This window comes from Stenotrophomonas sp. DR822, assembly GCF_019793815.1.
In the GTDB taxonomy this organism is placed as follows: domain Bacteria; phylum Pseudomonadota; class Gammaproteobacteria; order Xanthomonadales; family Xanthomonadaceae; genus Stenotrophomonas; species Stenotrophomonas indicatrix.
In genome coordinates this window covers 4057989-4083535 of record NZ_CP081826.1, presented here as the reverse complement: position 1 = coordinate 4083535, position 25547 = coordinate 4057989, and the positions used below count along the sequence as shown (strand labels likewise).

22 protein-coding genes are annotated in these 25547 nt (G+C 65.9%); 7 read left to right on the top strand and 15 right to left on the bottom strand.

The genetic code is table 11. The annotated features are described in order from the left end of the window. Positions 1 to 74: 74 nt before the first annotated feature. Positions 75 to 2081 carry a M13 family metallopeptidase gene (locus K5K93_RS18475; RefSeq protein WP_222388642.1) on the top strand — a complete coding sequence of 669 codons (2007 nt, stop codon included), beginning with the start codon at positions 75 to 77 and terminating at the stop codon, positions 2079 to 2081. Positions 2082 to 2213: 132 nt separating this feature from the next. Here K5K93_RS18475 and K5K93_RS18470 read toward each other — a convergent pair whose 3' ends face one another. Continuing rightward, entirely contained in the window at positions 2214 to 5243 is a 3030-nt protein-coding gene (locus tag K5K93_RS18470; protein WP_222388641.1) for a TonB-dependent receptor, read from the bottom strand. On the opposite strand from K5K93_RS18470, the gene K5K93_RS18465 reads away from it, so the two are divergent. Then, positions 5179 to 5469: a hypothetical protein gene (locus K5K93_RS18465; protein ID WP_222391145.1), complete on the top strand. Its 291-nt coding sequence runs from the start codon at positions 5179 to 5181 to the stop codon at positions 5467 to 5469. The genes K5K93_RS18470 and K5K93_RS18465 overlap by 65 nt on opposite strands. Before the next feature lie 93 nt (positions 5470 to 5562). Here the strand turns inward: K5K93_RS18465 and K5K93_RS18460 are convergent, their stop codons facing one another. Next, the gene (locus K5K93_RS18460; RefSeq protein ID WP_222388640.1) at positions 5563 to 7218 is read right to left on the bottom strand and encodes an SDR family oxidoreductase; all 1656 of its coding nucleotides are present in this window, start codon (positions 7216 to 7218) and stop codon (positions 5563 to 5565) included. Positions 7219 to 7343: 125 nt separating this feature from the next. Between K5K93_RS18460 and K5K93_RS18455 the strand changes: the two genes are divergently transcribed. Beyond that, positions 7344 to 7826, top strand: coding sequence for a VOC family protein (locus tag K5K93_RS18455; protein ID WP_080148336.1), 483 nt, complete (start codon positions 7344 to 7346; stop codon positions 7824 to 7826). After that, positions 7823 to 9409, top strand: a complete 1587-nt coding sequence (locus K5K93_RS18450; RefSeq protein ID WP_222388639.1) for an NAD(P)/FAD-dependent oxidoreductase — start codon at positions 7823 to 7825, stop codon at positions 9407 to 9409. The genes K5K93_RS18455 and K5K93_RS18450 overlap by 4 nt, the downstream gene beginning before the upstream one ends. Positions 9410 to 9522: 113 nt before the next feature. Here K5K93_RS18450 and K5K93_RS18445 read toward each other — a convergent pair whose 3' ends face one another. From K5K93_RS18445 to K5K93_RS18420, 6 genes are all read right to left on the bottom strand, one after another. Then, positions 9523 to 10197, bottom strand: coding sequence for a rhomboid family intramembrane serine protease (locus tag K5K93_RS18445; RefSeq protein ID WP_025876091.1), 675 nt, complete (start codon positions 10195 to 10197; stop codon positions 9523 to 9525). A gap of 93 nt (positions 10198 to 10290) precedes the next feature. Next, positions 10291 to 10629, bottom strand: a complete 339-nt coding sequence (locus K5K93_RS18440) for an MGMT family protein (RefSeq protein WP_223486363.1) — start codon at positions 10627 to 10629, stop codon at positions 10291 to 10293. After that, a complete protein-coding gene (locus K5K93_RS18435; RefSeq protein WP_059064791.1) occupies positions 10626 to 11546 on the bottom strand; it encodes a DMT family transporter in 921 nt (306 codons plus the stop codon). The genes K5K93_RS18440 and K5K93_RS18435 overlap by 4 nt, the downstream gene beginning before the upstream one ends. A gap of 286 nt (positions 11547 to 11832) precedes the next feature. Then, entirely contained in the window at positions 11833 to 13191 is a 1359-nt protein-coding gene (gorA, locus tag K5K93_RS18430; protein WP_093820670.1) for a glutathione-disulfide reductase, read from the bottom strand. 171 nt (positions 13192 to 13362) lie between these two features. Further along, positions 13363 to 14607, bottom strand: a complete 1245-nt coding sequence (locus tag K5K93_RS18425) for a DUF418 domain-containing protein (protein WP_222388638.1) — start codon at positions 14605 to 14607, stop codon at positions 13363 to 13365. Positions 14608 to 14706: 99 nt separating this feature from the next. Then, a complete protein-coding gene (locus K5K93_RS18420) occupies positions 14707 to 15189 on the bottom strand; it encodes a peptidylprolyl isomerase (RefSeq protein WP_222388637.1) in 483 nt (160 codons plus the stop codon). Between the two features lie 111 nt (positions 15190 to 15300). Here K5K93_RS18420 and K5K93_RS18415 point away from each other — a divergent pair, with 111 nt between their 5' ends. The 3 genes from K5K93_RS18415 to K5K93_RS18405 all read left to right on the top strand — a co-directional run bounded on the left by K5K93_RS18415 (position 15301) and on the right by K5K93_RS18405 (position 18333). Beyond that, the gene (locus tag K5K93_RS18415; protein WP_222391120.1) at positions 15301 to 15840 is read left to right on the top strand and encodes a C40 family peptidase; all 540 of its coding nucleotides are present in this window, start codon (positions 15301 to 15303) and stop codon (positions 15838 to 15840) included. A gap of 132 nt (positions 15841 to 15972) precedes the next feature. Beyond that, positions 15973 to 16749: a C40 family peptidase gene (locus K5K93_RS18410; protein ID WP_033831682.1), complete on the top strand. Its 777-nt coding sequence runs from the start codon at positions 15973 to 15975 to the stop codon at positions 16747 to 16749. Between the two features lie 231 nt (positions 16750 to 16980). Beyond that, the gene (locus K5K93_RS18405) at positions 16981 to 18333 is read left to right on the top strand and encodes a sigma-54 dependent transcriptional regulator (protein WP_222388636.1); all 1353 of its coding nucleotides are present in this window, start codon (positions 16981 to 16983) and stop codon (positions 18331 to 18333) included. Positions 18334 to 18418: 85 nt separating this feature from the next. Here K5K93_RS18405 and K5K93_RS18400 read toward each other — a convergent pair whose 3' ends face one another. The 7 genes from K5K93_RS18400 to K5K93_RS18370 form a co-directional block, all read right to left on the bottom strand. Further along, entirely contained in the window at positions 18419 to 19708 is a 1290-nt protein-coding gene (locus tag K5K93_RS18400) for a transporter (RefSeq protein ID WP_093820680.1), read from the bottom strand. Positions 19709 to 19753: 45 nt separating this feature from the next. Beyond that, on the bottom strand, positions 19754 to 20506 hold the full coding sequence (locus tag K5K93_RS18395) for a hypothetical protein (protein WP_222388635.1): 753 nt from the start codon (positions 20504 to 20506) through the stop codon (positions 19754 to 19756). A gap of 13 nt (positions 20507 to 20519) precedes the next feature. After that, the gene (locus K5K93_RS18390) at positions 20520 to 21224 is read right to left on the bottom strand and encodes a C39 family peptidase (protein WP_025876073.1); all 705 of its coding nucleotides are present in this window, start codon (positions 21222 to 21224) and stop codon (positions 20520 to 20522) included. A gap of 140 nt (positions 21225 to 21364) precedes the next feature. Continuing rightward, positions 21365 to 22747, bottom strand: coding sequence for an adhesin (locus K5K93_RS18385; RefSeq protein ID WP_093820684.1), 1383 nt, complete (start codon positions 22745 to 22747; stop codon positions 21365 to 21367). Positions 22748 to 22791: 44 nt separating this feature from the next. Beyond that, on the bottom strand, positions 22792 to 23406 hold the full coding sequence (locus K5K93_RS18380) for a hypothetical protein (RefSeq protein WP_222388634.1): 615 nt from the start codon (positions 23404 to 23406) through the stop codon (positions 22792 to 22794). Further along, a complete protein-coding gene (locus K5K93_RS18375) occupies positions 23403 to 23942 on the bottom strand; it encodes a hypothetical protein (RefSeq protein WP_222388633.1) in 540 nt (179 codons plus the stop codon). The genes K5K93_RS18380 and K5K93_RS18375 overlap by 4 nt, the downstream gene beginning before the upstream one ends. A gap of 230 nt (positions 23943 to 24172) precedes the next feature. Further along, positions 24173 to 25507 (bottom strand): dicarboxylate/amino acid:cation symporter, encoded by a 1335-nt coding sequence (locus K5K93_RS18370; protein WP_093820690.1) that lies wholly within the window; start codon positions 25505 to 25507, stop codon positions 24173 to 24175. Between the last annotated feature and the right edge of the window lie 40 nt (positions 25508 to 25547).

Genomic DNA, 25547 nt, shown 5'->3' with positions numbered 1-25547 from the left:
GAGGTGTGCATCCCCTGCCCATGCGCGGCTTGCTATAGTTCGCCCGCCCTCAATCCATCACGGATTCGTTCTACATGCCCAACTTCCGTCCGCTTGCCATCGCCCTGGGCATCAGCCTGGCGACCCTGGTTCCGACCCACGATGCGTTCGCCGCCAAGAAGAAGGCCGCACGCGCCCCGGCCGTCAGTGCGCAGTGCAGCGATTTCTACGACGCCACCAATGCAGGTTGGCTGAAGGCCAACCCGGTGCCGCAGGCCGGCGCCGCCACCGCACTGGGCCAGCTGGTCGACCGCAGCCGGCAGCAACAGCGTGAACTGCTGGACGCCTCGATGAAGGCGCCGCAGGGCAACGTGCAGAAGCTGCTGGGCGACTTCTGGGCCAGCGGCCTGGACGAAGCGGCCGTGGAAGCCGACGGCTCCAACCCGATCGCACCGCTGCTGACCCGCATCAACGCGATCAAGAAGGCCAAGGATGTCCCGGCCTCGATCGCCGCGCTGCACCAGGTCGGCATCCCGGTGGCCTTCAACTTCGGTCCGGACGTGGACCTGAAGGCGCTGGACCGCCACATCGGTTACTTCATGCAGGGTGGCATGGGCCTGCCTGATCCGGCCTTCTATACCCGCACCGACGCCGACACCGTCGCGTTGATGGGCCGCTACCGCAACTACGTCAAGCAGATCCTCGCACTGACCGGCACCCCGGCGGCCAAGCTGGACGCCGAGTCACAGGCGGTGATCGCGCTGGAAACCGAACTGGCCCGCAATGCGCAGTCGCTGGCGGGCATCAACAATCCGTTCAACAACTACGCGCCGATCTCCACCAAGGACCTCAACAGCCGCTACCGCAACCTGCAGCTGGATGCGTTCCTGAAGGCGCAGGGCGTCAACGATGACTTGGTGTCGCTGGCCGATCCGGCGCTGTTCAAGCAGCTCGACGGCATGGTCACCAAGCTCAAGCCGGACCAGTGGAAGGCCTACCTGCGCTGGCGCGTGGGCGACTCGATGGCGCCGTACCTGTCCAAGGCGTACCGCGACGCGGAGTTCGAGTTCCGTGGCCGCGTGCTGCGTGGCGAGACCCTGCCGCCGCAGCGCTGGGAAAGCGTGCTGGACGCGATCAACGTGGCCGCTGGCCCGATGGTCGGCCGCGAATACGCAGCCCGTTACCTGTCCGCCGAAGACCGCCGCCAGGCGGCCTGGATCGTCGACAAGGTGCGTGAAGTGCAGATCGAAGCGGTCAAGAACAACAGCTGGATGAGCGCCGAGGCCAAGACCGAAGCACAGGCCAAGCTGGCCGCGCTGAAGATCGAGATCGGCACCCCGCTGCGCGACCTGGACTACAGCGTGCAGCCGATGGGCCGTGGCTCGTTCGGCGGCAACATGCTGATCGCGTCCACCTGGCGCCACCGCGAGGAAATGAAGCGCATCGGCAAGGGCAACGCCGACCGCCGCTGGGACGTGCTGCCGCAGCAGCCGTCGCTGGCCTATGACCTGGCGCAGAACCGGCTGATCGTCACTGCGGCGATCCTGCAGGGCCCGGTGTTCAACGCCAAGGCCGATGCCGCGGACAAGTTCGGCAGCTTCGGCGGCCTGGTCGGCCACGAGCTGACCCGTGCGATCGATGCCAAGGGTGCGCTGGTCGATGCCAAGGGCGAACTGCGCAGCTGGTGGACGCCGGCCGACAAGACCGCCTGGACCCTGCTCGGCACCCGTGTCGCCGCGCAGTACGGCGCCTACGAGTTCCCCGGCGTGAAGGGGGCCAAGGTCAACGGCACGCTGACCCAGGAAGAGAACCTGGCCGACATCGCCGGTCTGGAGCTGGCCTGGGCCGCGTACACCGCGCAGGAGCCGAAGGCCAAGCCGGCACAGCAGCAGGGCTTCTTCCGCGCCTGGGCCGCGCTGTGGCCGCAGCAGCTTTCGCCGAACGAGGCCGCACGCCGCCTGACCGCCGACATCCGCGCACCGGGCCGCTGGCGCACCAACGGCCCGCTGTCGAACCTGCCGGCGTTCGGCGCCAGCTTCAGCTGCAAGCCGGGCCAGCCGATGCAGCGCACCGACGGCGAGCAGATCAAGGTCTGGCGCTGAGGTTGATGGTTTCGTGTTGATGAAAAGGGCGCCTACGGGCGCCCTTTTTTGTTGAGAGCTCTGCTGGAAAAGGACCCTGACGAATCAGGGCCAAGCCAACCCATGCGGAGAGTGAGCCGCTATGCGCGCAGGTCAGAAGTCGTACGAGGCGGTCAAGCGAACCGTTCGCGGCGGCGTGAAATAACTGCCCATTCCGTAGAGATTGGAGACCGTATCCGGACCCGTCTGATACTTCGCCGTCGACTGCAGCTGGCGCCGCTGGTTGAGTACGTTGAAGACATTCAACCCCAGGCCAAGGCGGTTGTCGGCAGACGCAGGCCGGTACATCACGCCTATGTCCAGCTGCGCCGTCCACGGCTGCCGGCCGGCATCACCGGGCCGTGACGGCTCACCGTTGCAATAGTGGTACGCCGATCCATAGCCATGCGCCGGATCGCTCTGGTCGCTTCCGTAGTAACCCAGGCAGCTCTTGGGCATGCCCGACATCACACGAACCGTCGACGAGGCCGTCCATTCGTCATTGATCTGGTAGGCGCCGAACGCCTTCAACTGGTGCCGGCGATCATTGGCGAGGTAGCCACCGGCGTACTCCATCAGCGACACCGCATCCCAGTCCTGGGTCTTGGAAACATCATCCTGACCGATATCGGACTTCACCTGTCCTTCGGTGTTCCCGAAGCTACGTGACCAGGTGTAGTCCAGGCGCGCGTACCAGCGCTCGGACATCGGGTGTTCGATGAACAGATCGACCGCCACGTACTCGCGCTTGGCCTTCTTGCCGTCGTAGCCCCAATCGGACGTGCTCATGCTGACCGGCGTATAGCCGGACCCATCGCGATGGCGTACCTGGAACGTATTGGTCTGCCCCGGGTTGAAGATCACGCAGCCCGGGAGCTCGTACGCGTCGGTATCCAGCCCCATGCCAGCGAGCCGGTCGGCGAAGCGATCGGAATCACAGGTGTCGTCAATGGCCGACTGCAGCCGCCGGAAGGTCAGTTTTGCGCCACTGTTCCAGCTACTGCCCAGGGTTTTCTCGAAACCCAGGATCAGCTCATCCTGGTACTGGGAACGCAGGTCTGTGGGCGCCACCGAACGGGGATCCGGAGCCTGGCCGTACTCGTTGTTTGTTGATACTGGACCATTGCCCAAAGGCGTCAGGCCCGTGGGGTTGCCGTCGGCATCAATGCCGGTATACGTAAAATACTCACGGGTGTAGGTCGACGCGGACGCACCACGGATGGCCACACTGTTGGGCAATGCCAGGTAGTAGCGGCCCAGGTTGGCGAAGACCTTCAGCGACGCGTCACCGAACACATCCCAACTGGCGCCCAACCGTGGCGCCCACTGGTCGCCACTTTCCACATACGCGCGTCCATCGCTGTTGTAGTTGGTGAAACGATCATTCCGCAGGCCCAGCGTCAGCAACCACTCGGGCGTCAGCTGCCAGCGGTCTTCCAGGTAGTATGCCTTCTGCTTCACCGACATGCTGGTGGTGGTGGAGAAGATGTATTTCTGCACAAAATAGCCATTGCCGCCCGGCGGTGCGATGCCGAAGCCGGGGTTGGGCGACGCACCCGGATTGCCGCGGGAGTAGATCCAGGCATGACCCGGGCCGGTCATGGACTGCCCTTCGTTGTGCGCCCGATAGGTCATGTTGTCGACGCCAGCGGTCAGCTCGTGGTTGCCAATGCGGTACTGCAGGTCCATGCGCAGCCCCTGCGTGGTACTCCCCGCATCAGAAGCCTTGGTGTACAGGCCAGCCTGGTCATTGCGAACCGGGGCTCCGCCAGTGAGGGACGGATCCTGGTTCCCGGCACCACTGATGAAGGGGTTGCCCGAATCCAGTGGGTTGAATTCCAGGTTGCCGACGCGGGTGCGCCCCCACACTGCGCTCAAGGTCAGGTCGTCGTTGAGATACCCCGTGTACTTGAAGATATCGACGTCCGTCGTGGCCTTGGTCGTATTGGGAAACGTGCCCGTGCGATCCCCCTCGGTCAAGGTGTCGTAGTCGAACCCGGTGTAGTAACCACCGGAACGATCAGTGTCCTGGAAACGGGTGTACTCGAGAATGTTGCTGTCATTGATGTTCCAGTCGATTTTGCCGTAGAACTTCGGTGTATCCACGCGGTAATGGTTGCGTGCCTGCTGCGCAGATGCCTCGCTGGCGGTTGAAACGCCCTCACGCCGGTTGGATTCAGCGGCCAAGTGAATGAACAGGCGATCCTCAATCAGGGGTCCGCTGACATATCCGCTGTAGGTGGTTGTGGTCGCCTTGTCCCCTCGACGGTAACGGTACAAAGTGCCGGGCTTGGACTCGTTCTCGTAGGCATACCCATCCGGCAGGGCCATGTCGGGGTAGTTGACCGATTCCGGCGACTCGGCAAGCTCCGCCGGTGTCCACGCCACCTGGGCACCGAACCGCCACCTGTTGGTACCGCGCTTTCCCAGTTGGTTGATGACACCGCCTGTGGAACGGCCATAACCCGCACCGTACCCACCGGTGAAGGTCTCCTGCTGATCGATGGATCCATAGGGCAGGCTGATCCCACCGAGGTTATTCAGCGGGTTGGTGACATTGAAGCCGTTGAGGTAGTAGGCGTTCTCGGTGACGCTGGCGCCACCGAACGACAGCACCGATCGCGAACCGTTGGAGAATTCACCGCTACCGGCGACCACCCCAGGGGCCAGCAAAGCGATGGCCTCGGCACTTCGGCCCAGCGGCAGCACATCCAGTTGTTCGGACGTGATGACGGACTTCGACACGGTGTGGGTCACATCGATTTTCGGCAGGTTCGCTGCGGTGACGTTGACCGCGTCCAGCGTGGTGGCCGGCCCATGTGCAGCGAAACTTACATCGGTACCACTGCCCACGCGCAGCTGGACGTTCTCCTGCTGCTCGATGACACGGCCGTCGCGCTGTACGCTGACGCTGTAGCGCCCCACCGGCAATGCGCCGAAGCTGTAGCGCCCCTGTGCATCGACGACTACCGTCCGCCGTAGACCGCTTTCGCTCTGGGCGACAACGGTAGCGCCTTCGGCACCGGCTGCGGTGCCGAACAACGTGCCGGTCGTGCTCTGTGCAGCAACGGCACCAACGATGGAAAACAACACTGCCGAAAGCGCGCTGCGCTTCAACACACGATGCGTGGATGCAAATGCCATGAAGCTCTCTCCCGTAATGAAACTGACGGGGATTTATAGGCACGGGTGTTCCTCGCAAGGCAGTGCTGCAACCCGCGATGAATCAGGGCAGAAGCGTCAGCAAGCAGGCATCGGCGACGCCTCTGAATCGGGACATACAGCTGAAAACATGGGGATTTCAGCCAATCAGTGGCACCGTCGCGACGGCATCCGCAGCGGGGCACCAGCGGTTATATCCGTCACATGAACACGGTTGATGGGTTCTGTTAAGCGTTCAATACGACAGCCCCGCGTTCTGGTTCCGACACTCGTGGTGTATCCAGCGCTGCACCGACACCCATCACAACGCCTCCAACGTTCCGCGGTAATGCACGATCCGCCCCACCACCGGCGCGCCGATCTCCACGTCGAAGACGAAGCGCCCATCCTCATCACTCTCGAAACTGTTCTCCCCGGGCAACAGCCACTGCGGCAACGGCAGGCCCAGGATCGACCAGCGTCTCGGCACCAGTTGCAGCCGCCCGTTGTCGACCAGAAGTGCCAACGCTACCGATACCGCACCGAACCGTTCGACCAGCAGCGCTTCGTTGCGCCCCTGCCCCTGCGTCTGCAACGAAGAGAAACGACGGCCGGCAAAGGTCCGCGTCCAGCGCTCCCCCCCCGCCTCTGCGGTGAACTCGACGCTGACCGGCACTGCCTCGCCCGCTGCCGGAAAACCGAACACGTTCCCCAGCAACCGCGACAACACCCCACCACCGCGTTCGACCGATGCCGTCCCGCTCCAGCGCTTGGCGGCAGACGGTGCATGCAACGCCTGCACGCTGGCCGGCAGCTGCGCGTACGCGCTGCCCAGCAGGCGCTGGTACAGGCTGGCACCGGGCATGTCGCGGCGGAAACCGGTATGGATCGTGCGTCCGTCGAACAGCCGGTCGTAGTCGGACAGTTCCAGCGCATGCGTGGCCGGGCGTGCACCCGGTGACGGCCGATCACCGGCCAGCTGCTTGCGGATCACCGCTTCGATCGCCATCGATGGAATGTACGGGCCGTCATCGGCCTCGGCCAGCAGGTGCCAGCTCTGTTCCACACGCGCACCATCGCGGGTGCCCACGGCACGCACGATCATGCCGCCGCGATGCTCGCCGAACTTCATCAGGTTCAACACGGTATAGAACAACCGCGAGCATGGCTCCAGCGATGGCAGTTTCAGGTGCAGGCGCGCCTTGGCCAGCAGATTGAGCACGCGATGCAGGATCTCCGGCACCGGGCCAGCCCCCATCCAGATGTCGGTCATCGTCGGATGTTCGGGTGGCAACACCTGTAGATCCGGCACATCCACCAGCGAGAAGTGCAGGTTGCGCAGCGGCAGTCGCCCCGGCACCGCGACGGTGAAGCGGCGACTCTCGGCCAGGCCGATGCCGTGCCCATCGCGACCGCTGCGGCGCAGCTTCACCGGCGAACCGGCATAGCCGACCACCGCCCGCATCACGTTCAGGCCGATGCCGGCATACGGCGATGGCGCGATGCCGCCTTCCACGCTGACGATATCCATGTGCGTGGCCATCTCGCGCAGCACTGCCGCGGTCAATACCGGGAAACTGCTGACGCCGGACAGTGCGTAGATGCCAGCCGCCCTGGCCTGCGCGTCGTACTGCGAAACGCCGAATACGAAGTCTGCCGCGTCGGCGAAGTCCAGATAATCAATGCCGGCGGCAATGCAGGCTTCGATCGCGCCATAGCGGTGTTCGCCATAGTCCTGGAAAGGACCGGAGGCATCCACCACCAGCTCCGGTCGCTCGGCCTGCAGGGCCGTGGCCAGCTGCTGCCGGTCGACCTGCAGTGGACGCAGCCTCGATTGCCCCACATAGCTTGCGCAGAAGGCCTGCGCCGCTGCCAGGTTGCGGCCACCGATCAGCAGTTCCAGCATCGGCAGGTCGGCCAGCAAGCGGACCAGACGCCCTCCGAATACACCATAGCCACCCAGAATCAGGATCTTCACGCATCATCCCTGTCGTGTCGTCTGGCCATGGTAGCGCGGCGCCGGCAGCTCCCGCAGTGCAGCACGATCCGGCATTAACACCGCCCATGCTATCGCTGCGCCTTCGTCCACTGCGGAGCCCCGCCATGGCCCACAAGAACACGATCTGCGTCTGGTATGACAACGGTGCGCTCGAGGCCGCCACGTTCTATGCGAAGACCTTTCCCGACAGCGAAGTAACCGCTGTGCATCACGCGCCCGGCGACTTCCCCGACGGCAAGCAGGGGGACGTGCTCACCGTCGAATTCACGGTCTGCGGCATTCCCTGCGTCGGCCTCAATGGTGGCCCGAGCTTCAAGCACAGCGAAGCGTTCTCGTTCCAGATTTCCACCGAGGACCAGGCCGAGACCGATCGCCTGTGGAATGCCATCGTCGGCAACGGTGGCCAGGAAAGCCAGTGCGGCTGGTGCAAGGACCGCTGGGGCGTGTCCTGGCAGATCAGTCCGCGCATGCTGATCGACGCGGTGACCAGCAAGGACAAGGCCCTGGCCAAGCGCGCCTTCAACGCGATGATGCCGATGAAGAAGATCGACATCGCCACCATCGAAGCGGCGATCCGCAACGCATGACGACGTTGGACACGATCATCGTTGGTGGCGGCCACAACGGGCTGGTGTGCGCGGCGTATCTGGCCCGCGCGGGGCAACGGGTGCTGGTGCTGGAACGTCGCGGCATCCTTGGCGGCGCGGCTGTCACCGAGGAGTTCCACCCGGGCTTCCGCAACTCGGTGGCCTCGTACACGGTGTCGCTGCTGCAGCCGAAGGTGATCGAGGAGCTGCAGCTGCATGCGCACGGGCTGCGCATCGTCGCGCGGCCAGCCAACAACTTCCTGCCATTGCCTGACGGTCGCTACCTGCTGTCCGCACCTGGCCGCACCCAGGCCGAGGTGGCGAAGTTCTCCGAACGTGATGCGCAGGCGCTGCCCGCCTATGAAGCGCGCCTGGAGGTATTTGCCGATGTGCTGCGCGACTGGGCGCTGCGCCCGCCGCCCGACCTCGGGGTGATGCCTGGCTGGCGTGCGTTGCCGGCGTTGTGGCAGATGGGCCGGTTGGGACGGGAGCTGGCCGCACTGGACCCTGCACTGCGCCAGGAACTGCTGGACCTGTTCACGCTGTCGGCCGCCGAGTACCTGGATCGCTGGTTCGAAAGCGAGCCGATCAAGGCCCTGTTTGGTTTCGATGGCATTGTTGGCAACTACGCCAGCCCGTACACGCCAGGCAGCGCCTACGTACTGCTGCATCACGTGTTCGGCCAGTGCAACGGGGTCAAGGGCGCGTGGGGCCACGCCATCGGTGGCATGGGCGCGATCAGCCAGGCCATCGCCGCGTCCGCGCGTGCGGCCGGCGCCGAGCTGCGCGTCGATGCCGGCGTGCAACGCCTGCTGGTTGAGGACGGGCGCGTGGTCGGCGTCGCGCTGTCCGGCGGCGAGAGCCTGCGCGCACGTGCCGTGGTGGCCAACGTCAACCCGAAGCTGCTGTACGAACAACTGCTGCAGCCCGCCCAGGTTCCCGCCACCACCCGTGAACGCATGGCGAACTGGCGCTGCGGCTCGGGCACGTTCCGGATGAACGTCGCGCTGTCGCGGCTGCCGGATTTCCGCGCCCTGCCCGGTCCCGGCGATCACCTCAGTGCCGGCATCATCATGGCGCCCAGCCTGGATTACATGGACCGTGCCTGGCTGGACGCACGTCGCGAGGGCTGGTCGCGCAAGCCCATCGTGGAGATGCTGATTCCGAGCACGCTGGATGATTCGCTGGCGCCACCCGGGCAGCATGTGGCCAGCCTGTTCTGCCAGCACGTGGCGCCGGAGCTGCCCGATGGCCGTCACTGGGATGATCACCGCGATACCGTCGCCGACCTGATGATCGCCACCGTCGATCACTTCGCTCCCGGCTTCGCCGACAGCGTGCTTGGTCGACAGGCACTGTCACCCTTGGATCTGGAGCGGACGTTCGGGCTGGTCGGTGGCGACATCTTCCACGGTGCGCTCAGCGCCAACCAGCTGTTCTCGGCGCGGCCGATGGTCGGCCAGGCCGGCTATCGCGGCGCCCTGCCCGGCCTGTACCTGTGCGGTGCGGGTACCCATCCGGGCGGCGGGGTCACCGGCGCGCCCGGGCACAACGCGGCGCAGGTGGTGCTGGCCGATGCATGAAATGCGCGCCAACCAAGGTTGGCACCTACCGGCGTCAAGGCGTGCCAATCAAGATTGGCATCTACCTGCGTGGGACAAGGTGTGCCGACCAACGGTCAGCCCCCACCTGCGCCTCACTTCACGCTGCGCAGGTGGTTTGGGCGCTTCGGCGGGCCCGGCGGACGACGCTTGTTGAACGGCGGTTGGCCACGCCAGTAGCGGATCAGCAGCCAGCCGAACAGCATGCCGCCCAGATGCGCGAAATGGGCCACGCCCGGCTGCCAGCCGGTCATGCCCAGCACCAGCTCGCCCACGCCGAACAGGATCACGAACGTACGCGCCTTCATCGGAATCGGCGGGAACAGCAGCATCACCCGCTGGTTGGGGAACAGCATGCCGTAAGCCAGCAGCAGGCCGAACACACCACCGGACGCACCCAGCACCGTGGCCGGATTGTCGAGCATCGTACCGACCAGCAACTGGCACAGGCCGGCGCCGACCACGCACACCAGGTAGTAGGTCAGGAAGCGCTTCTCACCCCAGGTCTGTTCCAGCGGCGCGCCGAACATGAAGACGGCCAGCATGTTGAAGAACAGATGGAAGAAACTGCCATGCAGGAAGCCGTAGGTCAGCAGCTGCCAGGGCTGGAAATTGCCGCCCGGCGAGAACGCATCGAACCCCTGCTGCAGCGGCTGCAGCATGAACGGCTCGAAGGTCTGCATGCCGAGCAGGAACGGCTGCTGCAGCAGGAACAGGATCGCGTTGGCGATCAACAGGGCCTTGGTGACGGTTGGCAGTCGCGGGAACATGGGGACACCGGCATGGAACGGCCTCCATCATAGCCGCAGCACCGGCCCTTTTTGACCAGAGCGGACGGTCGCCCGTTCAGTCGCAGGCAGCGATCAGCCCGGCCCCCATACGGCCGCATCCAGCGCCGCCGCCGGGTCGGTCGCGGGCATCCGCACCCGGCCGTTTTCGACGATGACACCCTCGGCGCGCAGCCGCTGCGATTGTTCGCGCCAGCCGGCCGAACCTTCAGCCATGGCGATGCGCCCGTCCGAGCGCAGCACCCGGTGCCAGGGCAGCGAGGGGTCGTCATTCTGGCCGAGGATGCGTGCGGTCAGCCGGGCGCGTCCGGGCAGGCCGGCGCGCATCGCGACCTGCCCGTAGCCCATCACCTGCCCTGGCGGGATCGCATGGATCACCGCCAGGATGCGGGCGCGTGCCTGCTCCGGCGTCAGCGGCGCAGCCGCGTCACCAGCAGCACGCCGATCAGGACCAGCACGGTGCCGGCGATCTGCGCCGGCCCCATCGGTTCGTCGAGCAGCCATAGGCTCATCACGATGGTGGAAACCGGGCCCAGCATACCCACCTGCGCAGCCAGCGACGAGCCGACGCGCTGCACCGCCAGCATGATCGCCAGCACCGGCAGCACGGTGCAGACCGTCGCGTTGATCAGCGACAGCCACTGCACGGCAGCGGGGGCCTGCCACAGCAACGGCAGCGGATGGGTAATGGTGAAATGCAGCAGCACCAGTACGCTGGCCACGCAGCTGGCGTAGGCAGTCAGGCGCACCGCGCCGATACGGGCGACCACCTGGCCGCTGCCGAACAGATACAGCGCGTAGCTGAGCGCACTGCCCAGCACCAGCAGGCTGCCGAGGATGATCTGCCCACCCTCGCGCTGCAGGTCATGGCCGAACGCGATCAGCACGCCGAGATAGCTGAGCACCAGCGCGCCGACCTGCCACCGACCCGGCCGCTGCCGCGCCAACAGCACGTTGATCAGCAGCACCAGGGTCGGGTTCAAGTACAGGATCAACCGTTCCAGGGTCACGCTGATGTACTGCAGGCCCTGGAAATCCAGCAGGCTGGACAGGTAGTAGCCGGTGAAGCCAAGCCACAGCACGCGCGCGCGGTCGGCCCAGGACAGTCGCTCGGCACGGCGCGAGGCCCACACCGCCATCAGCGCGAACAGCGGCAGCGCCATCAGCATGCGCAGCGCCAGCAGCGTGGTCGCGTCCACGCCATGGCGCAGCCCCAGCTTGACGATGATCGCCTTGCCAGAGGCGGCGATGGCGCCGATCGCAGCCAGGCCGATGCCGCCCAGAGCGATGCGCGGGGACGTGGTGGCGATACGGGGGGAAGAAGTGGACATCAGGAAAAAAACGGGCCACATGGGCGGCTGGAAGCAGCCGGATTGCTTCCAATTGTCTCATGGCACTTGCGGGCGAACGATCCGATGTCCGTTCATGCTCACTGCAACTCCTGATCCACGCATTGCGTGGATCCACGTGTCGACCAAGGTCGACACCCACCAACAGCAACACAGAACGCAGTTCCGACAGATCGCAGGAACCTGTCGAAGGCGGGGTGGGTCCGGTTGCGGGGGTGTCTGCGGTTGAGGTTGCCGGCCAGCCGCCGGCACTACCGTGAGTGTCGGCTCAGCGCATCAACACCACTTCTTCAGCAGACGTCGGATGGATGGCCACCGTGTCGTCGAACTGGGCCTTGGTCGCACCCATCTTCACCGCCACCGCGAAACCCTGCAGGATCTCGTCGGCCGCTTCGCCGAGCAGGTGCACCCCCACCACGCGCTCCTCCGGGCCGGCGCAGACCATCTTGAACAGGCTGCGCTGGGTGCCGTTGGCCAGCGCCTGCAGCATCGGCCGGAACCGGCTGTGGTACACCGTCACCTGCTCGAAGCGCGCACGTGCATCTTCCTCGCTCATGCCTACCGCACCCAGCGGCGGGTGCGAGAACACCACGCTGGCCACGTTGTCGTAGTCCATCTTCGCTTCCGGGCGGCCACCAAACAGACGATCCATCAGGCGTCGCGCTGCAGCCACGGCGACCGGCGTCAGGCCGACCTTGCCTGCGATGTCACCGACCGCATGCACGCTTGGCACCGCCGTGGTCTGCCACGCGTCCACCTCCACCTGCTGGTGTTCGCCGATGCCGATGCCCAGTGCTTCCAGGCCGAGCTCCTTGCTGTTGCCGCGCCGGCCGGTAGCGAAGAACACCGCGTCGAACACGCTGTCGATCGGGCCGTCATGGCCGAACGCGCGCACGCGTTCGCCGTCGCGCTTCAACTCACGCAGACGGTAATCGAAGTGGATGCGCACGCCCTGCTGGCGCAGGTTCTCGGCCAACTGCGCGGTCAGCTCGTAGTCGAAGCGCTCCAGCAGGCGGCTGCCACGTACCAGCAGGCTCACCTTGCTGCCCAGCGCCTGCAACAGCCCGGCAAGTTCCACCGCGATGTAGCCGCCGCCGATGATGGCGACCTCGGCCGGTGCCGCGCGCAGGTCGAAGAAATCGTCGGATACCAGGCCCAGTTCGGCGCCGGGAATGTCCGGCCGCTGCGGATGGGCGCCGGTGGCGATGAGGATCTGCGCAGCGCTGTAACGCACGCCATCACTGCACGCCACGGTGTGCGCATCCAGCAGATGGCCGCGGGCCGGGATGCGCACCACGCCGGTTTCATCCAGGCGCTTGTGATAGCTGGCGTGGATGTTGCTGATGTAAGCCTGGCGATGAATCACCAGTTCCTTCCATGACAGCGCCGGACGCGGCGCCACGTCGAAGCCCATCGCGCTGGCCAGGCCGATGCGCTCGGCCAGATCGGCGGCCAGCCACATCGCCTTCTTCGGCACGCACCCGACATTCACGCAGGTCCCCCCCAGTTCACCCGGCTCCAGCAGGGCAACCCGCTTGCCATGCTGCGCAGCGCGGATGGCACCGGCCAGGCCAGCGGAACCGCCGCCAAGGACGATCAGATCGTAATCATAAGAGGGAGTATTCATCGCAATCGCTCGAATCGACAGGGAAGATGGCGGGCGAGCGCCCGCAACGAAGATCGGCAGGCAGCGGGTTGGCGCCGTCACCCATGCTGCTGCGAGCATGCCACGGCCCGCTGCAGGCCAGACGTGAGGGCATGCAGCCACGCAGGTCGAAACGCGCGCGGCCGGCATCGATCACGCCTGCCCGGCCCCACGGCGCAGTGCTGGCCACTGCCGGTACGTCATCGCACGCCACAGCCATTCCATCGGACCAAAGCGGAAACGGCGCAGCCACAGATGGCTGAAGATCACCTGCGCTGCAAACAGCAGCAGTGCCAACAGCAGCTGCCAGGCACGCGGCAGCACGTCGAACCATCCCAGCCCGTAGTGATAGAACAGCAGCGTGCAGACCACCGATTGGGCAAGGTAGTGGGTCAACGCCATCCGACCGACCGGCGCCAGCCAGCCCATGCGCGCGCGCCAGTGCACGATCCAGGCCAGGTAGCCCAGGCACATCGGCACACCGCCCACGGCCACCAGTGCCATTGCCGTGGTGGTCGGCAGGTCATAGACACCCGGCGCCAGATACGGCCTCCACAACACACCTGCCAGGGTGGCCAGCAGGCCCAGCGGCAACGCGATCCAGCGCAGGCCGGCATACAACCGCGGGAAACGCTCCGGCGCGGTCAATGCGCCGCTGCCGGCGAACCAGGCCCCCAGCAGGAACATGCCCAGCACTTCGGGCCCGGAAATGAACATGCCACCCAGCGACGCGCCGAACTCATGCAGGCGCTGCACGTTGGCCTGCATCCAGTCACCCTGGCCGTACACCAGGCGTTGCTGGTCGATGCCCTGCTGCGCGTCGACCAGCATCTTCTGCAGGTCCTGCGGGGTGGCCATCGACACCATCGCGCCGACCAGCAGCATCAGCGCAACACCCAGCGCATACACCAGCAACCCCATCCAGGGCAGCCAGCTGCGCGGTGCCTCACGGCAGGCCAGCAATGGCAGCGAGGCCAGCGCATACAGCACCAGGATGTCGCCCGACCAGACCAGCAGTGCATGGCACAGGCCGATCAGCAGCAGCCCGGCGCTGCGGCGCAGGTAGAACGGAGTGAACTGGCGGCCCGCCGCCTCGGCGCGCTGGGCCATCACCGCAAAGCCCGCCCCGAACAGCAGCGAGAACAGGGTGAAGAATTTTCCCTGCACGAACACATAGACGAACGCATCGGCCCAGTAGTCGATGCCCTGCCAATGCGCGTCGATGCCGGTAAAGGCCAGGTCCAGCGGCCCACTGAGGGCCTCGATGTTCATCAGCAGGATGCCCAGCAGGGCGAAGCCACGCAGTATGTCCAGCACGGCGATGCGTTCGCCGGAAGCCACCGGTTGCAGGGAAGGGGAAGCGGTGTTCACGGGGCATCCGGCGTGCAGGTCCGTCATTATGCCGCCGGCCTGCGGGCCATGGATGGCCCCGCCCTGTTCCAGATACGCAACGGCCCGCCGAAGCGGGCCGTTGCTGCCATCACGATCGCGGTGCGATCAGTGCTGGTGACCACCGTCACCGTGGACGTGGCCGTGTTCGAGCTCTTCCTTGCCGGCTTCGCGCACTTCAACGATCTCGACGTTGAAATGCAGGTCCTTGCCGGCCATCGGATGGTTCAGGTCGACGTCGACCACGCTCATGCCGACCTTCTGCACGGTCACGGCACGCGGGCCGAAGTTGGTCTGCAGCACGACCTGCTGGCCCGGGACCAGCTTGGCGGTACCGAAGTGCTTCTTCGGCACGCGCTGGGACAGGCCGTCACGGCGCTCGCCATAGGCGTCGGCCGCCTTGACGTCGACCTCGAAGGTCGCGTCGGCTTCCTTGTCCATCATGGCGTTTTCCAGGCCCGGGATGATGTTGCCGTGGCCGATCAGGATCGCCAGCGGCTCGCCGCGGTCCTTGGACGATTCGATCGGCTCCTGGCCGGCCTCGGAGACGGTGTAGTGGAAGCGGACAACGCGGTCTTTTTCGATCTTCATGCGCAACTCTGTCTGGATCTGCCGGAGGCAGGCGGGTTGGGGCGGGTTGTCGCCCAGCGGGGACGCCGCCATCATGACGGCCAATCCAAGGTCGCGCATTATCCGGAGAACATGCACATCACGCCAGTTTCGTCCGGCACGCGCCGGCTCCTCGCGCCCGCCCTGCTGCTGGCCCTGCCCCTGCTGCTGACCGCCTGTGGCGGCGGCAAGGCCGTCCGTTCCGCCCCGCCACCGGCTGCGGCAAGCTGGCCCAGCACCACGCCGGACAACCCCGAGGCCGCCAATTCGGTGCTGATGCGTGCCATCAGCCTGGTCGGCACGCCCTATCGCTACGGTGGCAACACGCCCGAATCCGGCTTCGACTGCAGCGGCCTGGTGGCCTACGTCTACCGGGAAATGCTGGACCTGAAGCTGCCGCGGACCTCACGCGACCTGGCAGCGGTACAGGGGCCGAAGATCGACCCGAAGCGCCTGGCAACCGGCGACCTGGTCTTTTTTGGCAGTCGCGGCAGTGTCAGCCACGTCGGGATCTACGTGGGCGAAGGTCGATTCGTGCATGCCCCGAGCACCGGCGGAACGGTCCGCCTGGATTCCCTCAGTGGCCCCTATTGGAAGGACCACTACACAGGGGCCAAACGCGTCCTTCGCTAAAATGAACAGGCGATATGTTCAAAAGTGTGACATGCATCACCATGTAACTAACGATTTATTAACGGAATTTTTAACTTATTACTGCTTTTACAGGGCATGATGCCCCATCGTTTTTTTCCTTGTGACCGACGCGTGACGACAAACGACCCGACGTGCCAAGGCCAGACCGCCGCTTCTTCGCGTAGTGTCCGCCCGCTTCTGCTGGGCCTGGCATTGTGTCTGACCAGCCTTCCGGCCTGGTCGCAGTCCGCTCCCACCCGTACCGATGCGACCCCGGCTGCCACCGCCGAGACCGCCCCCCGCGCAGCCGCCAAGGCCGACGCCACCGCTCCGCAGCGCAGCCGCGCCGATGCCGCCGCCAGCGCCACCCTGGCCGCCCTGCTGCCGCACCTGGCCGCCAATGACACCATTCCCCTGATGGACCGCTCGGCCATGGTGGCCGGTGACCTCAGCCGCCTCCTCGCCAATTACGACACCAGCAGCGCCGCCAATGGCAGCGTCGTGGTCGGCAACGCTGCCGACAACGGCAAGGTGCAGTCGCTGCTGCGCCGGGCCATGACCCTGCTCGGTACCCCGTACCGTTGGGGTGGCAGCAATCCGGACAGCGGCTTCGACTGCAGTGGCCTGGTCGGTTACGTGTTCCGCTCGGCCCTGGGCATCGAACTGCCGCGCGTCTCGCGTGAAATGGCCCATGACGCCAATGCCGAACTGATCAACGACCGCGCCGCGCTGGCTGCAGGCGATCTGGTGTTCTTCGGCCGCAAGGGCCGGGTCGACCACGTCGGCATCTACGTGGGCGATGGCCGCTTCCTGCACGCCCCAAGCACCGGCAAGGACGTCCGCGTCGACACCCTGCTCACCGGCTACTGGGGCAACAAGTTCATGCAGGCCCGCCGGGTCGACCTCTGATCAGGGGTCATCTGCGCATTGCCTGAAAAGCCGCTGCCCTGCAGCGGCTTTTTCATTGGGCGGCTGGCCGAACCGGGGCCGCTGGCCGCTGGCCGCCGCTTGCTGCGTTGGCCCTTGATGTCAAGGTTGCAGTGACCGCGACAGGCCGACCGTGTTCGGCCACAGCATCCCGGCGCGGGGCGGCGCGCCGGGTGCCCGGCTGGGCCGCCCGTGTTGCCTGGGGGGAAAGGAATGGCGGCAAGCCTGGAGATTCCATCGCGTTGCGCAATCTGGTTCGGTCAACCGCAGGCCGCCGAGCGGGGGGCGCTGGCGGCGGCCGGTTGGCAACTGCGCTGCGTCAGTCCTGGCCCTGCCATGGCCATCGGCCTGCGCAGCCGCGACCACCTGGTGGCCATCGTCGATCTGCGTCACCTGGATGCCGATGCCGTGCAGCTGCTGCTGCCGTGGATCGAGCGGCATCATCACCTGCCCTGGCTCGCCGTGCTGCCCGCTGGACTGGGCAGCGCTCCGCCCGCGTGGGGGCCGCTGCTGCGGACCTGCCGCGACCAGTTCGCGCTGCCGCTGGAACTGCACGATCTGCTGTCGGCAATGCAGCGACAGTCCGAGGGCGACGACGCGCTGCCACACACGGGCCGCGCGTCTGGCAGCCTGCCGACGCTGATCGGCGACAGCAGCGCCCTGCTGTCGGTGCGCGCCTCCCTGCATAAATTCGCTCCGGTTGACCTGCCGGTGCTGGTCACCGGCGAGACCGGCACCGGCAAGGAGCTGGCCGCGCAGGCACTGCATGCCTTGTCCGGCCGTGCCGGCAAGCCGTTCCTGGCGATCAACTGCGGCGCGATCCCTGTCAATCTGGTGCAGTCCGAACTGTTCGGCCACGAGCGCGGGGCCTTCACCGGCGCCGCGCAACGCCGCATCGGATTGTTTGAAAGTGCCCACGGCGGCACCGTGTTCCTCGATGAAGTCGGCGACCTGCCCGCCGACGCACAGACCAGCCTGCTGCGGGTGCTGCAGGAAGGGACGCTGGAACGGGTCGGCAGCAACCAGCCGCTGCGTGTGGACGTGCGCGTGCTGGCAGCCACCCACGTCGAACTGGAACAGGCGGTGGCCCAGGGCCACTTCCGCCGGGACCTGTACTACCGCCTCAATGTCCTGCGCCTGCCGATGCCCGCACTACGCGAACGCGGCAGCGATGTCCTGCTGCTGGCCGAGCACTTCCTGCGCGGTTTCCGCCAACGCCACCCCGGCCGTGCACGCGGGTTTGATCCCGGCGCGCGCCAGGCCATGCGCGGGTTCGACTGGCCCGGCAACGTACGTGAGTTGTTGAACCGCGTGCAGCGGGCGGCGATCGTGGCCGAAGGCGAGCTGATCAGCGCCGCTGACCTGGACCTGGCAGAGCCCGACGCCCCTGCGCGGCGCGCGCTGCTGCAGGATGCGCGTGGCCAGGTGGAGCGCGATGTGCTGCTGCAGGCCCTGCGCCAGCATGGCTACAACGTCTCGGCGTGTGCGCGGCACATGCAGATCTCGCGGGTCACGATATACCGGTTGTGCCGCAAGCATCATCTGGAACTGCCGGCGCAGCGCTGACAACGCAGGAACCTGCACTGCCGGGCATGGCCCGACGCCGGCAAAGCGCGGCTGTGCAGCGCCGCGCCATGCCGGGCAGCCGCGCTTACAACATGTACGGCACCTTGAATGCCAGGGTGAAGTCCGGCGCATCCGGGGTCAGGCCGATGCCCAGCAGCGTCACCAGCGTGGTGTGCTGGTTCAACGCGTAGGTCACGCCGAGATTGAGCGAGGCCGCATTGGCATCGCTGCCGATCACCTTCACCCATTCACCGCCCTTGAACCGGGTCGAGGCACGCGTGCTGATCTTGTCGCTGAAGGAAATGCTCAGGCTGGTGCGCTCGTTGAACGCGAATGCCACGCCGGCACCGAAGTACACCGAACCGCCCAGTTTCACATCGCCGGGATTGACCGTATCCGGGTTGCTGTCGATATCGCTGAAACCGCGCGGGAACGAATGGATGTAGCCGGCGTTGGCGAACAGGATCGCCGGATCGGCGGTCTTCACCATCGATACGCCCAGGTTGGCCTGCCACACGCCATTGCCCGTCGGCTGTTCCTGCGGCACTGCGAAGCGGATGTAGTCATCGTCATCGCGCTCGATTACTTTCCAGTCCAGCCCATAGGGCGCGCGGCCCGTTGGTGCGGTAACGCCACCGGTCAGCACCGTCTCCGGGCGCCAGCCGCGTTCGGAGAACAGCCGGTAATTGGCACTCAGGCTGACATCGCCGATGCCGCTGCCGTTGGTTTCTTCCTGCGCGATCGCCGCCGCGGCACCGCCGGCACCGCCCTTCTGGTAGACCGTGCGCCGTGCCAGGTACGGCACGTCCATGTTCAAGGTAAGGTTGGGGCTGACGCCCCAGCGCGCGGCCAGGTTGTAGGTCAATGAATCCGATTCGACGTTCTCGATCGCGATGTTGCCAAGGAAGATCGCATCCAGGGCGAGGAACCCGTTGAGCGTGAGCTGCTTGCGGTCGTAGCGTGCATAGGTGAGGCCGTTTTCGATGGTGAACCGGCGCGAGAACAATGCCGCCTGCTGCTGCTTGACGTCATCCACGCTGCGCCGGGCCTCCTGCTTGGCCTGCTGTGCCTCGGCCGCGCTGCTGGCATAGCCCTCGCTGCTGGGCGGTAGCGCCGATGCCGCAGCCGGCGCCAACGGCGCAGCGGGCGTCGCACCGGGGCCTGCGCGACCGCTCAGCCGCGCCTGCATCGCCTGCACCTGCATGTCCAGTTCGCGCAGGCGTCGTACCTCCTGTGCGTAATTGGCCTTGAGCTGTTCCAGTTGCGCGATCAATGCCTGCATGTCGGCGCCATCACTGGGCGCAGGCTGCTGGGCGAAGGCAGTGGCCGCCAGCGCCGCCAGCGCCAGCGGAGTAAGCCGGTAGAGAGTGTGCATGTCGGTGACCTGCGTTGTACGTCGGTTCCCCCCGTCCAGGCCGTGTTACTGGCCTGGGCCCATGCCGCGGTTCATCCCGATCGCCTGGGCCACGTTCTGGCTCAAGGGCAGGTTGTTGGCCGCGGTATTGCGTACCAGCTCCAGCTGCAGCCGGTTGCTGGCGGTCTGTCCATCGCCGGCCAGGGCAATGCCCTGCCCCACGCTGCCATTGCGGATCCACTGCTGTACCAGGCTCTGCCCATCAACCTGCAGCAGCAGGCGCGCCTGGTTGCCATCGAGCATGGCGGTGGCAGTCGCCCCGCCCTGCTGTGCCTGTGCCATGCGGCTGCCGTCATCACTCAGTGCGGTCGGCACCATGCCGTCACGCACGGTCAGGGTGGTCACGTTGCGTGCGGTGTTGCCATCGCCGGCCACCTGCACGCTCTGCACCAGTCCGCTGGCATTGGCCAGGCCGGTACTGTCGATGCTGCGCCCCGCCGTTGCCGGCAACGGTGCGTCAGCGGCGGTAACCTGCACGCTTGGCTGGAAGCTCAGCCTGGGTGTGCCGCCATTGCGGAAATCCATGCCCAGGGTCAGCGCGCCCTGCACCACCGCACCGTTGGGTCCCTGCCACTGCGAAATCATCGTCACCCCGAACCAGGCCACGTTGTTGCCGCCAACGGTGTAGCGGCCGCGCATCAGGTTCAGTTCGGGATCGGGTATTTCCTTCAGGCCTCGCCCCGGTGCACCGTCTGCCGCCATCAACGGCGACACCGGCAACATCAGCAGCAGAGCGAGTACTACACGTTGGCATTGCATGATCGTGCCTCCTTCAGAACAGGTCGGCGTGGCTGAAGCCGAAGTCGACCAGTTCGGCATCGGTGATCGGTCCCTGCCGCGCATACAACGCGCGGGCACTGGGCCGTTCGCTGGGTTGCAGCAGCACCGTATTGCGATCGAAGTCGCTGCCGATCACGACGAAAACGGCGCGTGACGGCCAGGCGGCACTGAACTCGGCCAGTGACAGGCTGCGGTTGCCCAGGATCGGATCGGCCACTTCCACCACCCCGTCGCGCACCTGCTTGAGCACGACGAAATGCCGGAAGCCGCGTACATCCATCAGCACCAGTCCAGGAACCCGCAACGTGCGCAGGCGCGATTCATCGATGCGATAACCGCGTCCACGCATGCCCAGCGATTCGACATAGCGTTTGATGTCCAGCAATGAAAAACCGCGTTCCTTGACCAGCTGTGGATCCGATACCCCCATCATTCCCTCGATCACCGTCGCCTCGGTGGTGTCCAGGTGGTAGGCATAACGCAGGATGGTGGCCAGAGCGGCCGCCCCGCAGCTGTAGTCGGTGTGCTGCCGCACCAGGTTGCGATAACGCCGCTCCTGCATGCTTTCCACCTTCTGCTGCAGCAGCGCGCCATTGGGCAGCACCCCGCTGAACACCACCTCGCCTGCCCAGCCACACGCGCTGGTCAGCAGCAGCAGGCAGGGCAGCAGACGCAACCACCAGCGATGACCGGCCATGCCATTCTCCACGAGAAGGAAGGAGCCCCTGCCCCAAGGGGGAGGAGGGACAGGGGCCCCCGGGGGAACCCGGCCATTGGCGGATGGCCGGGCTTGTTGCGCTCAACGCAGGTTCGCTGCGAAAGCGGTCACACCGTGGATCACTCGCCGCCGCCGGTCCCACCACCGGTGCTCGGCTGCGCCACGGCCAATGCCAGGCTGTTGGCCTGCAGGTTGCCGGTACCCGATGCCACGTTCACGCCGATGTTGCCGGACGCGCCGGAGAACGCGCTGCCGGACAGTGCCGAGGTGTTGGTCGCGTTGACGTTCACCCAGCGGGTGGTGCTGACCGTGCCACTGAGGCTGGCATACAGGTCGGCCACGCCCAGCTCGACGAACTGGCTGGTGCCGCTTTCCCGCGTATCGAAGCCCAGGCCACCCACTCCCGGCCGGTTCGGGTTCATCGTTGCATTCTGGATCTCGTTGTCCAGATCGATGTGCCCGGTCGCATTGCCACCCGGATGCGGCAGATCGCCACTCCACGAATCGAGGTAGTAGTTGGCCATCTGGTAGGCATTGCCGGTGCCGCGATAGGTACCGGCACCCACAGCCAGGGTACCGCCTGCGACGCGACCGCTCAGGCCGACCTGTACCGTATCGGTGTAGGACTGCACGAAGCCGGCGTTGGACACCGTGTTGCCGGTGGACACCTGGTTGGAGCTGATGCTCGACTGCGCCATCGCACTGGTTGCCACGGAGGCTGCGAGCGCGTTCTTCTGCTCGTTGTTGTTGCCCGAGGCGATGTTCACGCCGATGTTGCCCGAGGCACCGCCGAAGGCATTGCCACCGAGGCCGGCGGCGTTGGTGACGCCGGAGTTCATGGTGGTGTTGCCGAAGCCGGCCTGGTTGACGAACACCTCGGCGTCGGCCATGCCGAAGCTGAAGGACGCATCCGCAGCGGACAGTGACGCAGCATTGTCCTGCGCGTTGTTGTCGCCGGCCACCACATTGAAGCCGAGGTTGCCGGAGGCCCCCGCACCGACATCATCGGCGATCGATGCACTGTTGGTGACCAGGCTGTTGCCGGCGAGGTTGTTGCTGATCGACTGGCGGTTGTCGATCACGGCGATGGCTGCCGAATCCAGATTGATGTCACCGCTGATGGTCGGATCGCCGGAGAAGTTGATGTCCGAGCTCAACCGCAGATCCTTCTCCAGGTTCACGTCGACGCCGTGATTGTTCTTTTCCTTGCGCTCGTCGGCCTGGATGTTGCTGTTCTTCTGCACCTGCTCGTTGACGTTCACCGTGCGGGTGCGGCTCACGTTCGAGGTGTCGGTGTTGTTGCGTACCGTGGTATTGGTGCGCGTCCAGTTGCGGACTTCGTTGTCGGTATGGTTGTGCGTGTCGTTGCGGGTCTCGGTCACGACATGGTTGTGGTTGATGTTCGCATTGGCATTCTGGTTGTCCCAGCCATTGGCCGCAGCAGCGGTCGAGGCAGTGGCAATTGCCATGGCGAGTACGGTCTTCTTGACAGTCGCTTTCATGGTGCCCTCTCTCTCATCAGGTGATTGGTTCGGGTGGGTGGTGCTCACGGGTTGCCCTGCACGACCAGGCCCAGAACATTGGCCGTATCGTTTCGCGCTCCCGCGATCTGATTGAGTTGCAGGACACCGTCGAAGCCCCGCAGTGCCGTCGACGCAACGCCGACACTGCGGATACCCGCCGCAACACCGTCACCGGTATCGCCCTGCCCCCCTGCTGACGCGATGTCCGAGGCGGCCAACGCCGTGTCATCGGACTCGCGTATTCCTTGCCGGGCCAGCGTCGCGCTGACGACGTTGAGCGTCGTGTTGGCGATGCCGCTGGCCTGGTTGATCGATGCAATGCCGCTGGCGCCTGCCAGGGCCTGTCCGGCGATGTGTGCGCTGGCTTCCAGTGGTGCCGACAGCACGACGTCGTTGCTGTGCTGTTGCCGCGCAGCGATGGCCACGTCGGCGCGGTCGCCGCTGGCCATGCCATGCAGATTGGCCTGGAGGTTGAGATCGCCGGCCGCCTGGTTGATGGCGATGGCACCACTGGCACCGGCCAGCGCGCGGCCGTCGATGCGGGTGACGTCGAGGTAGGCCAGCATGCCGCTGTAGTCGTCGCCCAGCGCTGTGGCGGGCAGTGCCAGCCAGGCTGCCAGCAGCACTGCACGCTTCACTTGCCACCCGCCTGCGCCGGAGCGCCCAACGGGAACTGCGACAACGCGCCACGCACGGTATCGCCGATGCCGCGCGTGGTGTTGCCAACCGCCCCCAGCGGGCCGCTCATCGCACCGCTGAGGCTGCTGCCGCTCATCATCCCCTCGCCCGAGCGTCCAAGGGTTCCGCCCAGGGCCTGCTGGGTCACCCGCTCGACAGTGGTGACGCCGTGCGCGTGCATGCTGCCGGTCTGGCCAGCGCCGAGACCGGCGTAGTCGTCATCGCTGAGTTCATCCATGTCGCTGGCAGCGCCGCTGCTGCCGAGCGCGGCGGTGATCTCATGCTGCGGTTTCGGATCGGCGATCAACGCCACGCCGGGCGGCGCCATGCGATAGGCCGGGCGCGTGGACACGTCGCGCAGCAGGACGATTTCACCCGGCTGCACCTTCACCCCTTGGCGGGCACCCGAGGCCGCAGCCGCCAGCGGAACGACCAGCACCAGCAGCAGCGCAAGCTGCCGGCCAGAAACAGTGAAAAGGATGGTGCTGCCGTCCATGCCGCTCTCCCGTCGCCTATGCGCAGGGAGTGAGCAGCTTTCGTGCCAACACCGGAAGGTCGTCGCAGCGTGGGTTTTACCGGCAACGCCGCAGCGGCATGACGCCGCAGTGTTACAACTTCGTTCGGATTTCGTTGGGCTTAACGCGCAGGAAACACCACGGCGCAAGGCGCCATGGGCGCTGTATCAGCCGTGTTACACCGGCTGATACAGCACGTTGCAGTGCCGCTTCAGGCGCGCGGCGGGCTCGGGTCGGGGTCATCGATGCCGACATTGGTGGACGGGTTGTCGTACACCGCCTGGTCGAGCAGGCCCGTTTCCTTGGCCACCAGCACCGGCACCAGCATCTGTCCGGTCACGTTGGTCATCGTGCGCATCATGTCCAGGATGCGGTCGATCGCGTACAGATAGCCGATGGTTTCCAGCGGCAGATTGGCCGCGCTCAGCACCACCGTTGCCATGATCACCGCCGTACCCGGCACGCCGGCAGTGCCGAAGCTGCCCAGCACCGAAGCGATCAGCACCACCACGTACTGCTCCGGCGTCAGCGGCACTCCGCTGTACTGGGCAATGAACACCGCGCACAGCGCCGGATAGATCGCACCGCAGCCGTCCATCTTGATGCTTGCGCCCAGCGGCACCGCGAACGAACCGTAGTCCTTGTTCACGCCCAGGTTGTGGGTGATCGAGCGCAGCGCGACCGGCATCGCCGCGAAGCTGGAGGAACTGACGAAGGCCACCTGCATGCCCGGCGCCGCGCCGCGGAAGAACTTCAGCGGGTTCAGGCCATGCGCCAGCAGCAGCGCGCTGTACACCACCACGATGTGCAGCGCGCAGGCCACGTACAGCGCCAGCACGAAGTGGCCCAGCGGCAGCAGCTTCTCGAAGCCGTAGCTGCCGACCAGGCCGGCAATCAGGCCGAAGGTGCCGATCGGGGTGACTTCCAGCACGAAGCGGGTCACTTGGATCATGATGTCGCTCATCTGCCCGACCAGCTTGCGCGCCTCGGTCACCTTCTCGCCAAGCTTGACGATGGCAAAGCCGACCAGGCCAGCGAAGAAGATCACCGGCAGGATCGAACCACGGCCCGCGGCCAACACGGTCTCACCGGCGGCGTTGACCTTGGTGCCGATACCCGACAGCGCGTAGAACACGTTGGACGGCACCACATCCAGCAGCACCTGCACCACGCTGGGTACTTCGCGCGGTACATAGTTGCTGGCCATCGACAGCTGCAGGCCACCAGCGCCAGGCTGCAGCACCGTTCCCACGCCAAGGCCCACGCATACCGCCAACGCAGCAGTGATCACAAACCACAGGAACGTGCGCCCGCTGAGCGCGGCGACCGATTTCTGGCCGTGCAATGAAGAGATCGCGTTGATCACCGCGAAGAACACCAGCGGCACCGCGATCATCTTGATCAGCGTGACGTACAGCTCGCCGAGCGGGCCGAACCAGGTTTCAGCAGCCGGGCCAAGCGCCCAGCCGGCCAGCGCACCGAGCACGAAGCCACCGACCACGCGCTGCCAGAATGGAATCCGCAGCCAGGCAGAGACCAGCTTCATAGGCAATCCAAGGGGGTAGGAAGGGATGCTGGCACGATAG

Coding starts and splice junctions, on each gene's coding strand:
- K5K93_RS18475 (WP_222388642.1), top strand. CDS start 75: ATGCCCAACTTCCGTCCGCTTGCCATCGCCCTGGGCATCAGCCTGGCG.
- K5K93_RS18465 (WP_222391145.1), top strand. CDS start 5,179: ATGGAAAACAACACTGCCGAAAGCGCGCTGCGCTTCAACACACGATGC.
- K5K93_RS18470 (WP_222388641.1), bottom strand. CDS start 5,243: ATGGCATTTGCATCCACGCATCGTGTGTTGAAGCGCAGCGCGCTTTCG.
- K5K93_RS18455 (WP_080148336.1), top strand. CDS start 7,344: ATGGCCCACAAGAACACGATCTGCGTCTGGTATGACAACGGTGCGCTC.
- K5K93_RS18450 (WP_222388639.1), top strand. CDS start 7,823: ATGACGACGTTGGACACGATCATCGTTGGTGGCGGCCACAACGGGCTG.
- K5K93_RS18445 (WP_025876091.1), bottom strand. CDS start 10,197: ATGTTCCCGCGACTGCCAACCGTCACCAAGGCCCTGTTGATCGCCAAC.
- K5K93_RS18435 (WP_059064791.1), bottom strand. CDS start 11,546: ATGTCCACTTCTTCCCCCCGTATCGCCACCACGTCCCCGCGCATCGCT.
- gorA (WP_093820670.1), bottom strand. CDS start 13,191: ATGAATACTCCCTCTTATGATTACGATCTGATCGTCCTTGGCGGCGGT.
- K5K93_RS18425 (WP_222388638.1), bottom strand. CDS start 14,607: ATGACGGACCTGCACGCCGGATGCCCCGTGAACACCGCTTCCCCTTCC.
- K5K93_RS18420 (WP_222388637.1), bottom strand. CDS start 15,189: ATGAAGATCGAAAAAGACCGCGTTGTCCGCTTCCACTACACCGTCTCC.
- K5K93_RS18415 (WP_222391120.1), top strand. CDS start 15,301: ATGCACATCACGCCAGTTTCGTCCGGCACGCGCCGGCTCCTCGCGCCC.
- K5K93_RS18405 (WP_222388636.1), top strand. CDS start 16,981: ATGGCGGCAAGCCTGGAGATTCCATCGCGTTGCGCAATCTGGTTCGGT.
- K5K93_RS18400 (WP_093820680.1), bottom strand. CDS start 19,708: ATGCACACTCTCTACCGGCTTACTCCGCTGGCGCTGGCGGCGCTGGCG.
- K5K93_RS18395 (WP_222388635.1), bottom strand. CDS start 20,506: ATGCAATGCCAACGTGTAGTACTCGCTCTGCTGCTGATGTTGCCGGTG.
- K5K93_RS18390 (WP_025876073.1), bottom strand. CDS start 21,224: ATGGCCGGTCATCGCTGGTGGTTGCGTCTGCTGCCCTGCCTGCTGCTG.
- K5K93_RS18385 (WP_093820684.1), bottom strand. CDS start 22,747: ATGAAAGCGACTGTCAAGAAGACCGTACTCGCCATGGCAATTGCCACT.
- K5K93_RS18375 (WP_222388633.1), bottom strand. CDS start 23,942: ATGGACGGCAGCACCATCCTTTTCACTGTTTCTGGCCGGCAGCTTGCG.
- K5K93_RS18370 (WP_093820690.1), bottom strand. CDS start 25,507: ATGAAGCTGGTCTCTGCCTGGCTGCGGATTCCATTCTGGCAGCGCGTG.